The organism is Microbacterium sp. Se5.02b (assembly GCF_019464375.1).
Lineage (GTDB): Bacteria > Actinomycetota > Actinomycetes > Actinomycetales > Microbacteriaceae > Microbacterium.
Genome location: NZ_CP080491.1, coordinates 1,983,216 through 1,996,621 on the forward strand (window position 1 = coordinate 1,983,216; position 13,406 = coordinate 1,996,621).

Below are 13,406 nucleotides of genomic sequence, written 5' to 3' on the forward strand. Positions count from 1 at the left end.
CGACACCATCTCTTCGCGAGGCTACCTCACCACGTCCGAATCGCGGGTGCGCGTGGCAGCACTCCACGGATGGCGGCTGGAACCCACGCTACGGTCGCCCTCGGACATTCCGACACGGCGCACGGCGGCTCGTAGACTGGCAGCATGACCGTGCCTTCCCCCTACGAGGACCGTCTTCGTCGACTCCCTGTGCAGCGCCGAGAGATCGAGCTGCGAGGCGCGACGACGGCGTACTGGGTGTACGGACCAGAGGATGCAGAGACGACGGTGATCGCGTCGCACGGCTTCCGCGGTGAGCACCACGGGCTCGAACCCGTCCTGGCCTACCTTCCCGAAGTCCGTGTGATCGCCGCCGACCTTCCCGGTTTCGGAGAGTCGGATCCGCTGCCTGGTCGGCGGCACGACCTCGACGAGTACGCCGGTTGGCTCACCGACTTCGCGACGGCTGTGGCGCCGGGCGCCGTCATCCTCGGACACTCCTTCGGGTCGATCGTCACCGCTGCTGCCGTCGCGGGAGGCCTGCAGACGCCTCGACTCATCCTGTTGAATCCGATCGGAGCTCCCGCTCTCGAAGGCCCCAAGGGGCTCATGACGCGCCTCGCCGTGCTCTATTACGCGCTCGGCGCCCGCCTTCCGGAGAGGCTCGGAACGGCTCTGCTCCGCAACCGCCTCATCGTCCGGGTGATGAGCGTGACGATGGCCAAGACGAAGGATCCCGAGCTTCGTCGTTTCATCCACGACCAGCACGACACGTACTTCTCCCGGTTCTCCGATCGGGACGTGCTTCGCGATGCCTTCGTCGCGAGCGTGTCCAACGACGTACGGAAGTTCGCGCCGGACATCCACGTGCCGACGCTGCTCGTGGCCGCTGAGCGCGACGACATCACTCCCATCGAGGCGGAACGCACCCTGGCGGCGTTGTTCCCTGACTCGCGCTTGGTCGAGATCGCCCACGTCGGGCATCTCATCCACTACGAGACGCCTGCCGAAGCGGCGGGCGCGATCCGGCAGTTCCTCAGGATTCCCGTCGCGCGAGGCCGATGAGGCCGGCGACCCGGAACGGGATGACCTCGCCCATCGCGAGGGAGGTCTCCGTACGCTCGACTCCCTCGATCGAGAGGATGCGGGCGTCCGTGTCGAAGAGGTGGCGTGCATCGCGACAGGCCACTCGAGCGAGCAGATCGATGGAACCGCTGAGCCCGTGCGCCTGCACGACCTCGGGGATGCGGGCGAGTTCATTGATGATGCGGGGCAACTCGGTCTGACGGACACCGATGCTCACGAACGCCTGAAGGGGGAAGCCGAGGACGTCGGGGGAGAACGACCGCTCGTAGGAGAGGAAGATCCCGCTCTGCTCGAGTCGGGCCATCCGCGCCTGGATCGTGTTCCGCGACAGTCCCAGGTTCTCGGCGAGCGCGACGATGGTGGTCCTCGGATCGTCCGCCAGCGCGGCGAGAAGCTCGAGATCGATGCGGTCCAGTCCTGGCATAGTGCCAAACCTTAGCAGCATGCCATCGCCACAAATTGAGCAACATGCTCAAGGCCTCTGAGAATGCTTGAGCGAGGTGTTGAGCGGACGTACTCTCAGAGCATGCCGGTGATGACGCCGGCACCACCGCGCGGAGCCTCACGAGGGCCGCCGAGGAGGAGGACGACGATGTCACCGCAGATCACCCCCATCGCAGACACCGCCCAGGACCTGGAGCTGTCCGAGCGCATGCTCGCTCCGGATGGCAGCCGCATCTCCAACCCTCGGCTCGACCCTTTCGTGGCCGACGTGGATGCCGCCCAGCTGCGCTCCCTGCTGCGCGACATGGTGATCCTCCGTCGCATCGACGCCGAGGGCGTCGCGCTCCAGCGCCAGGGACAGCTCGGCCTCTGGGCGCCCTGCCAGGGCCAGGAGGCCACGCAGATCGGCACCGCCCGCGCGATCGCGCAGCGCGATTACGTCTTCCCCAGCTACCGCGAGACCGGAGTGATCTACGCGCGCGGTGCCGAGCCGGGCGACTACGTCCGCATGTGGCGCGGTGAGGAGGGTGCGGCCTACGACCCGGCCGCGCTGGGCGTCGCGCCGTTGCAGATCATCATCGGGGCGCAGACGCTCCATGCGGTGGGCTACGCGCTCGGCATCCAGCACGATGGTGCCGACGAGGTCGCGGTGACCTACTTCGGTGACGGAGCGACGAGTCAGGGCGACGTCAACGAAGCGATGATCTTCGCCGCCTCGTACCAGGCTCCCGTGGTCTTCGTGTGTCAGAACAACCACTGGGCGATCTCCGAGCCGGTGACCGTGCAGTCGCAGTACCCGATCGCCGGACGCGCACCGGGCTTCGGCATCCCCAGTGTCAGGGTCGACGGCAACGACGTCCTCGCCTGCATGGCCGCGATGCGCTGGGCACTGGAGCACGCGCGATCGGGGAAGGGACCCGCGTACATCGAGGCCGTCACCTATCGCATGGGGCCCCACACGACGGCGGATGACCCGACGCGCTACCGTGACGAGGCCGAGCTCGACTCCTGGCGTCGACGCGACCCGATCGTGCGCCTGGAAGCGCACCTGCGCGCAACCGGCGAACTCACGGAAGAGCATCTCGCAGAGACGCAGTCCGCCGCGGACGCCGTGGCGAAGGAGATGCGCGCCGCATGTCTCGGGATGGTCACGCGCCCGCCGCTCGCTGTGTTCGACGGGGTCTACGCGGAGTCCCACACCGGTCTCGAGCGCCAGCGTGGCGAGTACGCCGCGTACCTCGCGAGCTTCGAGAGCGAGGCCTGATCATGACCGAGATGACGCTCGGGAAGGCACTCGGTGCGGGGCTTCGCCAGGCGATGCGCGACGATGACAGGGTCGTCCTGCTCGGCGAGGACATCGGCAAGCTCGGCGGGGTGTTCCGCATCACCGACGGGCTCCTCGACGAGTTCGGTGCAGCGCGCGTGATCGACACGCCCCTCGCCGAGTCCGGGATCGTCGGCACCGCGGTGGGCCTCGCGTTCCGCGGCTACCGTCCCGTGGTCGAGATCCAGTTCGACGGGTTCGTGTATCCGGCTTTCGATCAGATCGTCGCCCAGGTCGCGAAGCTGCACTACCGTACGCAGGGACGCGTGAAGATGCCGATCACCATCCGGATCCCGTGGGCGGGCGGCATCGGGGCCGCCGAGCACCACTCGGAATCGCCCGAGGCCTACTTCGTGCACACCGCAGGTCTGCGTGTGATCGCGGTCTCGAACCCGGAGGATGCGTATCGCAGCCTGCGGCAGGCGATCGCATCAGACGATCCGGTGATCTTCTTCGAGCCGAAGAGGCTCTACCACCACAAGGGCGATGTCGACCTGGACGCCCCTCTTGCGGATGCGCCACCGATGGGGCTGGCGCGGGTGGTCCGCAACGGCACCGACGCCACACTCATCACCTACGGCGCGATGGTAGCCACCGCGCTGCAGGCTGCCGAGGCCGCGGAGGACGAGGGGGTGTCCCTGGAGGTGATCGATCTCCGATCGCTCTCGCCCGTCGACTACGACTCGGTCGCCGCGTCGGTGCGCAAGACCGGGCGTGTCGTGGTCGCTCACGAGGCATCCCGTGAGGCGGGCGTCGCTGCGGAGGTGATCGCGAGCATCACCGAGCGCTGCTTCGAGTATCTCGAGTCCGCTCCACTGCGGGTCACGGGTCACGACATCCCGTACCCGCCGGCAAAGCTCGAGAAGTATCACCTTCCTGACCTGGACCGACTGCTCGACGCGGTCGATCGCGTGCTGGACCGGCCGAACAGCCTGACGGGAGCGGGAGCATGATCGCGGAGTTCCGTCTTCCCGACCTCGGGGAGGGGCTGACCGAGGCCGAGGTCGTGAGCTGGTTGGTTTCCCCCGGCGATTCCGTCGCCCTCAACCAGACCCTCGCGGAAGTCGAGACGGCCAAGGCCATCGTTGAACTGCCTTCGCCCTATGAAGGGACGGTCTCGACGCTGCACGCTGAAGCCGGCCAGACCGTCGCCGTCGGCGCTCCGCTGATCGCGTTCGAGGTGGTCGGCGAGGAGGGGGAAGGTCCTTCGCCCGTGTCGGTCGGTGGAGAGAAGGCACAGCCGAACCTCGTGGGATACGGTGCCGCGCCTTCGACCGCGGGGAAGCCCGCTCGGCGCGCGCGTCGAATCCGGGGGCACCAGGCCGGAGGGGATACCGCGGTTCTCGAAGCGGCACCGCACGACGCCGTGTCGTCTGCCGCCGCCGACGTCGTGATGGAGCGCCCCCGGTCCACTCCGCCGGTGCGTGCGCACGCGAAGCGGCTCGGCATCGACCTGGTGCTCGTCGCTGCCGAGGTGGGCGACCGGCTCATCACGCGCGGTGATGTGGACGCGTATGCGGAACGCGTCGGAAGCGGAGGTGTCGTGGCGCGTCCGACGCTCGAATCGGCCACTCCGGGGAGGACTGCCGGGTCGAGCTCGGTGCCGTCGAGCCCTGCCGCGCTCGTCGAAGGAGAACGGGAGACACGCATCCCGATCCGAGGTGTCCGCAAGCACACGGCGGCGGCGATGGTGCAGAGCGCTTTCACCGCTCCGCACGTCACGGTCTTCCACACCGTCGATGTGACGGCGACGATGGACCTGCTGGCGAACCTGCGCGAGGACCGTGCACTCGCGGAGCACCGGATCGGTCCGCTCGCAGTGGTGGCGAAGGCCGTGTGTCTCGCCCTCGGCCGGACCCCGGGTCTCAACTCGCGCTGGGATGAGGCGGCGAGTGAGATCGTCCAGCACAACTACGTGGACCTCGGCATCGCGGCGGCCACCGAGCGCGGGCTCATCGTGCCGATGATCCGAGACGCGGACCGGTTGAGCCTCGTCGGTCTGGCGGACGCCGTGAGGTCGCTGGCGGAGGTCGCGCGTTCCGGCAGGACCTCGCCGGCGGAGCTCGCGGGCGGGACGTTCTCGATCTCCAACATCGGCGTGTTCGGGGTCGACGCCGGTACTCCCATCCTCCCGCCGGGGCAGTCCGGCATCCTCGCCGTCGGGGCCGTGCGCCGGCAGCCCTGGGAGCACCGCGGCGAGATCGCCCTGCGGCAGCTGATGACCCTGAGCCTCTCGTTCGATCACCGGCTGGTCGACGGGGCGGAAGGCGCACGGTTCCTGAAGGACGTCGCTGATGTCCTGGAGGAACCCGGTCGCGCGATGCTCCTCAGATAGTCGCCCGCAACGCCGCATCCGCCATCGCGGTCAACACGGCCGCGGTGGCGGCGGCGCGCCGTCTCGATGCAGAGCGAGTGCTGTGCGGCGTCGAGTTGATCAACCCGAAGCAGGCCTGGACGCGCAGACGCAGCTCTTCCTGATCCAGGCTCTCGGGCATCGGATGCAGGGGCGCCAGCGTGTCCATCCAGAGGTCGATGTAGGTGCGCTGCAGTCGGCGAACCTCCGCGCGATCCGTGTCGGAGAGGAAGGCGACGTCGCGGTCCTGCACCTGGATGACCTCGGCGTTCCCCAGGGCGAACTCGACGTGGAAGCCGATCAGCGCGCGCATCCGCTCCTCGGGGCGTCGGCGGCCGCCGCGACGCGACGACCTCCGCTGACCAGGTCTTCACTGACTTTGATGAGCACGGCGCCGAGCAGCGCCTGCTTTCCCGCGAAGTGACGGTATACGGCGGGTCCGGAGACGCCCACCGCGGTGCCGATGTCTTCCAGGCTCACCCCGCTGTATCCACGCGCGGCGAAGAGCCGCGCGGCGGCGTGCAGGATCGCATCGGACCGTTCGGCTTTGGCGCGGTCTCGGGCGGTGACCGGGCTTGTCATCTCAGTTAATCCTCGCTAACCTGAATCAACGGGTTAGTGAACACTAACCGAGAATGCCTGTACCGCGCCAGGGCTTCGCCCGCGCGAACGTGAGTCAAGGAGGACGTCACGATGGCCGCAACTCAGGAGACTCTCGCGAAGGAACTGCGAGAGCGCCTCGCGACGGCTGCACTCGGGGGGCCGGAGCCTTCTCGCGAACGCCATGTCGCGCGGGGGAAGCTGCTCCCACGAGACAGGGTCGCCAGGGTTCTCGACGAGGGGAGCCCGTTCCTCGAGGTGGCGCCTCTCGCCGCCGACGGACTCTACGGGGGAGAGGCTCCCGGGGCGGGAGTCATCGCCGGCATCGGCCTGGTCCACGGACGACACGTCATGGTCGTCTGCAACGACGCGACGGTGAAGGGCGGCACGTATTACCCGCTCACGGTGAAGAAGCACCTGCGCGCGCAGGAGATCGCTCTGGAGAACCGGCTGCCGTGTCTGTACCTCGTCGACTCGGGCGGTGCGTTCCTGCCCAAGCAGGACGAGGTGTTCCCGGACCGGGAGCACTTCGGACGCATCTTCTTCAATCAGGCGCGGATGTCGGCCGAGGGCATCCCGCAGCTCGCAGCCGTGCTCGGGTCGTGCACCGCCGGCGGGGCCTACGTTCCCGCGATGAGCGACGAGACTGTGATCGTCCGCGGTCAGGGGACGATCTTCCTCGGCGGACCGCCGCTCGTGAAAGCCGCGATCGGTGAGATCGTGACCGCGGAAGAGCTCGGCGGGGGAGAACGGCACGCGCGGCGGAGCGGGGTCGTCGACCACCTGGCGGAGGACGATGAGCACGCGCTCGAGATCCTCCGCGACATCGTCGCCACCCTGCCTCCTCCCGCGTCTCCCGCCTGGGAAGTGCTGAGCAGCCGTGCACCGTCCGACCTCTCGTCCCTGTACGACGCGGTGCCGGTCGACGTGAACGCCGCGTACGACGTGCACGAGGTCATCTCACGCCTTGTCGACGCTGACTCGTTCCTCGAGTTCAAGCCCGAGTACGGCACGACCCTGGTCACCGGCTTCGCACGTCTGCACGGGCATCCCCTCGGCATCGTCGCGAACAACGGAGTCCTGTTCAGCGAGTCCGCGCTCAAGGGCGCGCACTTCATCGAGCTGTGCGATCAGCGGGGCATCCCTCTGCTGTTCCTGCAGAACATCACGGGATTCATGGTCGGCTCGGAGGCGGAGGCCGGGGGAATCGCGAAGGACGGAGCGAAGATGGTCACCGCCGTCGCCAGCACCAGGGTGCCGAAACTGACCGTCATCATCGGCGGCTCGTTCGGCGCAGGCAACTACTCCATGTGCGGGCGCGCATATTCGCCGCGCTTCTTGTGGACCTGGCCGGCGAGTCGCATATCGGTGATGGGAGGTGCACAGGCCGCTTCCGTGCTCGCAACCGTCAAGGAGGATCAGCTCTCCTCCAGAGGGCAGTCCTGGAGCGCCGAAGCTCGCGCTGAGTTCGAAGCTCCGATCCGCGAGCAGTACGAGAGCCAGGGCGAGCCCTACTACGCGACCGCCCGGCTCTGGGACGACGGGATCGTCGATCCCGCCCAGACCCGTGATCTTCTGGGACTCGCCCTCGACGTCGTCTCCCGCAGCCCTCTTCCCGAACCGCGGTTCGGCCTCTTCCGGATGTGATGGCCATGTCTTCGAGCACCATCTCGTTTCGCACCGTCCTCGTTGCCAATCGTGGGGAGATCGCGCGCCGGGTCATCAGGACCTTGCGGGCGCTCGGTATCCGCAGCGTCGCGGTGTACAGCGACGCGGACGCGCGCGCGCCCCATGTCCGCGAAGCCGACACCGCGGTGCGGATCGGTCCGGCGCCGGCCGCCGAGTCCTACCTCGACATCGATGCGGTGATCGCTGCGGCACGCTCCACAGGGGCGGACGCCATCCATCCCGGGTACGGCTTCCTCTCAGAGAGCGTCGGACTCGCGCAGGCGTGCGCCGAGAGCGGGATCGTGTTCATCGGACCGTCCGTGGAGGCCCTTCAGGTGATGGGCGACAAGGCGCGTGCGAGAGATCACGTGCTCCGGTACGGCGTCCCGGTCGTACCGGGGTTCGACGCCAAGGGACTGTCCGACACCGAGATCGCGGAGGAGGCGGACGGCGTCGGCTATCCGCTCCTGGTCAAGCCGAGCGCCGGCGGAGGCGGTAAAGGTATGGAGGTGGTCGCGGATGCGTCCGGTCTCGCCGGAGCCCTCGCGTCGGCCCGTCGCATCGCCGCTGCTGCCTTCGGAGACGACTCGCTCATCCTCGAACGCCTGATCAGACGACCGCGACACATCGAAGTCCAGGTCTTCGGAGACGTGGAGGGCACGGTGATCGCCCTCGGGGAGCGCGAATGCACGCTGCAGCGGCGTCACCAGAAGGTCATCGAGGAGGCGCCGTCGGCGGGAATTCCCGCGCAGACGCGGGAACGGGCTGTCGTCGGCCGTGCTCGCCGCGGAGAGCGTCCGCTATGTCGGTGCCGGCACGGTCGAGTTCCTGATCGACGCGGATGCTCCCGAGGAGGTGTTCTTCATCGAGATGAACACACGTCTTCAGGTGGAGCACCCCGTCACCGAAGAGGTCACGGGGCTGGATCTGGTCGCGCTGCAGCTCCGCGTCGCCGATGGGCTTCCCCTGGATGTCGCACCCCGCCTTCGCGGCCACGCGGTCGAGGCGCGGGTATACGCCGAATCTCCGGAGCGCGGATTCCTCCCGTCCACGGGGAGGGTGCTCCTGTTCGATCCGCCGCCCGGAGTCCGCGTCGATGCGGCGATCGAGAGCGGCAGCGAGGTGACCGGGTTCTACGACCCGATGATCGCGAAGATCATCGCCTTCGCGGACGACCGCGCGACGGCGTTGGCACGGCTCGATGAGGCGCTCGCGCGAACGGTCGTACTGGGCGTCGAGACGAACATCGCCTTCCTGCGGACGCTCTGTCAGGATTCCCGGGTCATCCGCGGCGACCTCGATACAGGCCTGATCGAGTCGTTGCTTCCCCTGGCGGTTCAGCGGCCGTCGTCCGCACAGCTCGCCGCGGCGCGAGACGCCGCGTCGGCGAGCGCAGAGCCGGCACGCGCCGGTGGGCTGTGGCGGGACCTTCCCGGGTGGCGCCTCGGCGCCGACGCCGCGGCCCGCGCGCCCTTCGCGGCGCTCACCGACGACGACGAGATCGTCGAGCTCGACGACTTCTCGACCACGCGGTCGCTCTCGTCGGTGCACTCCGCTCGTGACGGCGACGGGGCGGTATGGGTCGCCGAGGACGGTCGTACCGTGCGGCTGCGCCCCTGGACAGGAAGCAGCGGATGCGGCTCCGCCTCTCTGCGCGTGACGCGGGATCTGCGACCACGGAACCGGAGGGGCGGGCGCCGATGCCGGGCAGCGTGGTCGCCGTGCACGTGGCGGACGGGGATTCCGTGTCTGCGGGGGAGCCGCTCGTCTCGATCGAGGCGATGAAGATGGAGCACCCGGTGCTCGCCCCGCACGACGGGGTCGTGAGACTGCTGGTCGCGGTGGGCGATCAGGTGCGGCGTGACCAACCGGTCGCCCGCGTGACCACGGAGGAGGATTGACGATGGAAGACCTGTCAGAGGAGCAGCGCGACCTCGCGGCGATGGTGCGCGAGTTCGCGGACACCGTCGTGGTACCGCAGGCGTACGAGGCCGACCGCACCCACACGCTGTCTATGGATGTCGTGTCGCAGATGGGCGACCTCGGGCTGTTCGGTCTGCCGTTCCCAGAGGAGTACGGCGGTCAGGGCGGGGACTACATGGCGCTCGGCATCGCGATCGAGGCACTCGGCCGGGTCGACCAGTCGATCGCGATCACGCTCGAAGCAGGGGTGAGTCTCGGCGCGATGCCGATCTACCGCTTCGGCACCGAAGACCAGCGGCAGGAGCTCCTTCCCGACCTGCTCGCGGGGCGGGCGCTGGCGGGATTCGGACTGACCGAGCCCGAGGCGGGCAGCGACGCGGGCGCGACCAGGACGACCGCGCGGCTCGACGGCGACGAGTGGGTGATCGACGGCTCGAAGCAGTTCATCACGAACTCGGGAACGCCCATCACCCGTTTCGTCACGGTCACCGCCGTGACCGGGAACGACGACGGTCGCAAGGAGATTTCGACCATCATCGTCCCGAACGGCACTCCCGGCTTCACGGTCGAGGCTCCCTACGACAAGGTGGGGTGGAACGCGTCGGACACCCACCCGCTCACCTTCGACGGCGCGCGGGTGCCCGCATCGAATCTGCTGGGCGCGCGCGGGACCGGGTTCCGCAACTTCCTCAGCATCCTCGACGAAGGTCGCATCGCGATCGCTGCGCTGTCGACCGGCGCTGCGGAAGGATGCCTGGAGGCGGCAGTTGAGTACGCGAAGAGCCGGACGATCTTCGGGGCGGCACTCAGCACGAGGCAGAACGCCCAGTTCACGCTGGCGCGCATGCGAGCGCGCGTGCACACCGCCCGACTCGCGTGGCACCATGCCGCGCGCTTGCGGGACGCGGGCCGTTCCTTTGCGGAGGCCGCAGCCATCGCGAAGCTCGTCGGCGGGGAAGCGGCCATGGACAATGCGCGGGATGCGACCCAGATCTTCGGGGGCAACGGTTTCATGAACGAGTTCCCCGTTGCGCGGCACTTCCGTGATTCGAAGATCCTCGAGATCGGCGAAGGCACGACCGAGGTGCAGCTCCTCGTCATCGCGCGTGGGCTCGGACTCGCCGGGTAGCGTGGGCCCCATGACCACGCATGACATCCTTCAGCGGGGGTTGTACTACGAGGAGTTCGTCGTCGACGCCCGGTATCTGCATCGGCCAGGACGCACAGCAACCGAGGCGGACAATGTGCTGTTCACGACGCTCACCATGAACACGCAGGCGCTGCACCTCGATGCGGCGTTCGCAGATGCGCAGGCGCCCTTTCACGCGCGGCTCATGAATTCGATGTGGACGCTGTCCACGATGGTGGGGGCGTCGGTCGCGCAATTGACTCAGGGGACCCTGGTCGCGCAGCTCGGGTTCGGCGAGATCACCTTCCCGCACCCGCTGTTCGCTGGGGACACTTTGTACACCGAAAGCGTCGTGGCGGACAAGCGCCTGTCGTCGTCGCGGCCCGGACAGGGGATCGTGACGATCGCACACACGGGCCGCAATCAGGACGATACGGTCGTCGCAACCGCTGTGCGGTCGGTTCTCGTGCACTGTCTCCCGGAAGGATCGCCCGCATGACGTTCAGCCTCGGACCCGCGCTCCTGTTCTGTCCGGCTGACCGGCCGGAGCGTTTCGGCAAGGCGCTCGAGCGCGCGGACGCGATCATCCTCGATCTCGAAGATGCCGTCCTCCCTGACGCGAAAGCCACCGCCCGGGAGAACATCGTTCGTGCGGATCTCGACCCCGAGCGTGTCATCGTGCGCGTCAACGCTCCGTCCAGCGACGCGTTCGCTGCTGATCTCGATGCGCTCGCGCGCACGGCCTTCCGCACGGTGATGGTCGCGAAGACCGAGAGCGCGCGCTCTCTCTCGGTCTTCGACGAAGGCTACACACTGATCGCGCTGTGCGAGACCGCCCGAGGGGTCCACGCAGCCGACAGCATCGCTGCCCATCCGCTGGTCTCGGCGATGATGTGGGGCGCCGAGGACCTCGTCGCGTCCCTCGGCGGAACCTCGTCGCGAACCACCGACGGCGGCTACCGCGACATCGCGCGTTACGCCAGGTCACGCGTTCTGCTCGAGGCCGGTGCGCACGGGAAGGCGGCGATCGACGCGGTGCACATCGACATCGCGGACGTCGACGGACTTCGGGGGGAGGCCGCGGATGCCGCCGCCTCCGGATTCCACGCCACGGCGTGCATCCATCCCGATCAGGTCGCGGTGATCCGAGCCGCATACCGCCCCGACGCAGAGACGGTCGCCTGGGCGACTGACGTGCTCGAGGCGGCCGGTCACGAGCGCGGCGTCTTCCAATTCCGGGGGCGCATGATCGACGAACCCGTCCTCCGCCACGCACGATCCGTGGTCGCGCGAAGAACCTGACGGCATCAGCTCCAGCGTCCGCGCTCGTCTATCCACGTGTGCCACGGGGAGACACGTTCGACGTGCAGAACCGCATCGAACGATCGCCTGATGTCGGCCGGTTCCAGCTCCGGTCCGTTGTGCGTTCCGTGGACCCGGTCGAGGATTGCCGAAGCCGCGGGGGATGCTCTTCGCAGATCCACGAGGAAGGCACCGAGTCCGGATCCCGCGAGATGCGCGTCGAGGCTCTCCGGACGGAGGGTGCCGAGCTCCTGGAGGAACGGCGTCGAGTGCCCGGGAAGGTCATCGGGCGATGGGCTGTGCAACCAGACCTCCCCCTCGCCGAACGTGGTGCCGATCACGGTGTAGTCGTCGCCCAGACGGGCATGCAGGTGCGTGCCGACCGTAGCCAGGGGCTGCGTCACGAAGGGCGGCGCCAGGTAGGACGTCTTGCGCACGTGTCCGTTCGCGCCGAAAACGAGAATCCGCTTCTCCCTCTCCAGGATCCACTGCACGGTATCGGCCATGGTGAGGTCGCGGATGTTCGCCGCAGGCCAGGTGCGGGTCGCCCCGTCGAGCATGGCGGAAAGGAACGCATCCGCACCCCGTGCGGTCTCCGCCACACGGATCATGTGATCGACGGTGTCTGCCTCGGCGCCGTCGGCGAGGTAGTCGGTGCGGCGCGCTCGTAGCCGCTCGACGAGGGCGGCGATTCCCGCCGTGATGGCGTGACGCCGTGGTGCGTCGAGAGCCAGATAGCTGTGGATCGCGGGGGGCGCGCGCGAGCCCTGAACGGTCGGAGGGAGGAAGTCGTGCGCCGCGATGAGCGTGCGGCGCAGGTGTTCGGCGTACGCGGGATCCATGCCGTCGAGGGCGTCGGCGACGGTGGTGAGCGCCGGCAGGGGAGAGGCGGCCGAATCAGGGATGTCCATGCCGTAGAAGTGCAGCGGAGCGACCGCAGTGGCGTTGTGTTCGCGCATCCAGACGACGAGGTCGAGCGCCTCCTGGCATTTGCCGAAGTGATACGTGATCCCCTCTGTGAGGGCGCGTCGGAGCGACCCCGTCCCGGACGACACCCATCGGTCAACGAGGGCGCCTTCCGGGAACCCGCTCTCGATGACCATCGCTGAGAACCCCGCGTTCTCGACGAGGAATCGGAACAGGCGCCGACGCCATGCCGGAAACTCGTGTGTGCGGTGCATGGATTCGCCGAGGGCGACCACACGGCTGTCGCCGATGATGTCGAGCACCGGCGCCAGAGCGGTGTCGGAGACATCCTCGGGGTCTTCGCCGGCGAGGGGATGAGCGTCGAGTCGAAGCCACTCCGTCAACGCGTCGCCGTTCATGGCATCGACGATATGCCGTCGTGGCTCGATTCTCGGCAGGGTTCGCCGTCAGCAGAGCGGGCTGGTGCGCCGGCCGGAGGTGTCAGCCGACGGGTGACTCCTCGAGCAGCCGCAGATAGCCCGGGGTCGCCACGAAGCGATGAACCGATCCGTTGCGCAGCACGTCGCCCTCTCGAGGGAGCGTGCCCCCGGAGACATGGTCGATGACTGCGCGGATAACGCCTCCGTGCGCGACCACGAGGACGGATTCCGCTCGGGGGCCGACCGCCGACG

The 13,406-nt window shown here is 68.3% G+C and carries 13 protein-coding genes and 1 pseudogene; 9 read left to right on the plus strand and 5 right to left on the minus strand.

From position 1 onward, the window contains the following. The first annotated feature begins 144 nt into the window (after positions 1–144). Positions 145–1,044 carry an alpha/beta fold hydrolase gene (locus tag K1X59_RS09825; RefSeq protein ID WP_183152665.1) on the plus strand — a complete coding sequence of 300 codons (900 nt, stop codon included), beginning with the start codon at positions 145–147 and terminating at the stop codon, positions 1,042–1,044. On the opposite strand, the gene K1X59_RS09830 is transcribed toward K1X59_RS09825, so the two are convergent. Continuing rightward, positions 1,016–1,489, minus strand: a complete 474-nt coding sequence (locus K1X59_RS09830; RefSeq protein ID WP_028501915.1) for an Lrp/AsnC family transcriptional regulator — start codon at positions 1,487–1,489, stop codon at positions 1,016–1,018. The genes K1X59_RS09825 and K1X59_RS09830 overlap by 29 nt on opposite strands. A 168-nt stretch (positions 1,490–1,657) precedes the next feature. Here K1X59_RS09830 and pdhA point away from each other — a divergent pair, with 168 nt between their 5' ends. From pdhA to K1X59_RS09845, 3 genes are read left to right on the plus strand one after another with little or no spacing between them, the layout of a single operon-like run. Next, positions 1,658–2,773: a pyruvate dehydrogenase (acetyl-transferring) E1 component subunit alpha gene (gene pdhA, locus K1X59_RS09835; protein ID WP_183152666.1), complete on the plus strand. Its 1,116-nt coding sequence runs from the start codon at positions 1,658–1,660 to the stop codon at positions 2,771–2,773. 2 nt (positions 2,774–2,775) lie between these two features. Continuing rightward, entirely contained in the window at positions 2,776–3,786 is a 1,011-nt protein-coding gene (locus K1X59_RS09840; protein ID WP_220174171.1) for an alpha-ketoacid dehydrogenase subunit beta, read from the plus strand. Then, positions 3,783–5,168 (plus strand): dihydrolipoamide acetyltransferase family protein, encoded by a 1,386-nt coding sequence (locus tag K1X59_RS09845; RefSeq protein WP_220174172.1) that lies wholly within the window; start codon positions 3,783–3,785, stop codon positions 5,166–5,168. The genes K1X59_RS09840 and K1X59_RS09845 overlap by 4 nt, the downstream gene beginning before the upstream one ends. Here the strand turns inward: K1X59_RS09845 and K1X59_RS22415 are convergent. After that, positions 5,161–5,499, minus strand: a complete 339-nt coding sequence (locus tag K1X59_RS22415; RefSeq protein WP_309491652.1) for a hypothetical protein — start codon at positions 5,497–5,499, stop codon at positions 5,161–5,163. The two genes, K1X59_RS09845 and K1X59_RS22415, sit on opposite strands and share 8 nt — an antisense overlap. Next, a complete protein-coding gene (locus K1X59_RS22420; RefSeq protein WP_309491653.1) occupies positions 5,487–5,768 on the minus strand; it encodes a helix-turn-helix domain-containing protein in 282 nt (93 codons plus the stop codon). Before K1X59_RS22420 ends, K1X59_RS22415 begins: the two co-directional genes overlap by 13 nt. Before the next feature lie 111 nt (positions 5,769–5,879). On the opposite strand from K1X59_RS22420, the gene K1X59_RS09855 reads away from it, so the two are divergent. The 5 genes and pseudogenes from K1X59_RS09855 (at position 5,880) to K1X59_RS09875 (ending at position 11,808) form a co-directional block, all read left to right on the plus strand. Then, positions 5,880–7,433, plus strand: a complete 1,554-nt coding sequence (locus K1X59_RS09855) for a carboxyl transferase domain-containing protein (RefSeq protein ID WP_183152668.1) — start codon at positions 5,880–5,882, stop codon at positions 7,431–7,433. Next, positions 7,433–9,355 (plus strand): annotated as a pseudogene (locus tag K1X59_RS09860) (biotin carboxylase N-terminal domain-containing protein). Before K1X59_RS09855 ends, K1X59_RS09860 begins: the two are co-directional and overlap by 1 nt. A gap of 2 nt (positions 9,356–9,357) precedes the next feature. After that, positions 9,358–10,506 (plus strand): acyl-CoA dehydrogenase family protein, encoded by a 1,149-nt coding sequence (locus tag K1X59_RS09865; RefSeq protein ID WP_183152669.1) that lies wholly within the window; start codon positions 9,358–9,360, stop codon positions 10,504–10,506. Between the two features lie 10 nt (positions 10,507–10,516). After that, positions 10,517–11,005 carry a MaoC family dehydratase gene (locus tag K1X59_RS09870; protein ID WP_183152670.1) on the plus strand — a complete coding sequence of 163 codons (489 nt, stop codon included), beginning with the start codon at positions 10,517–10,519 and terminating at the stop codon, positions 11,003–11,005. After that, entirely contained in the window at positions 11,002–11,808 is an 807-nt protein-coding gene (locus tag K1X59_RS09875; RefSeq protein WP_183152671.1) for a CoA ester lyase, read from the plus strand. The genes K1X59_RS09870 and K1X59_RS09875 overlap by 4 nt, the downstream gene beginning before the upstream one ends. Before the next feature lie 5 nt (positions 11,809–11,813). On the opposite strand, the gene K1X59_RS09880 is transcribed toward K1X59_RS09875, so the two are convergent. Continuing rightward, positions 11,814–13,133, minus strand: coding sequence for an erythromycin esterase family protein (locus K1X59_RS09880; protein WP_220174173.1), 1,320 nt, complete (start codon positions 13,131–13,133; stop codon positions 11,814–11,816). An 82-nt stretch (positions 13,134–13,215) separates the two neighbouring features. Next, positions 13,216–13,371 (minus strand): histidine phosphatase family protein, encoded by a 156-nt coding sequence (locus K1X59_RS22840; protein WP_244632580.1) that lies wholly within the window; start codon positions 13,369–13,371, stop codon positions 13,216–13,218. Between the last annotated feature and the right edge of the window lie 35 nt (positions 13,372–13,406).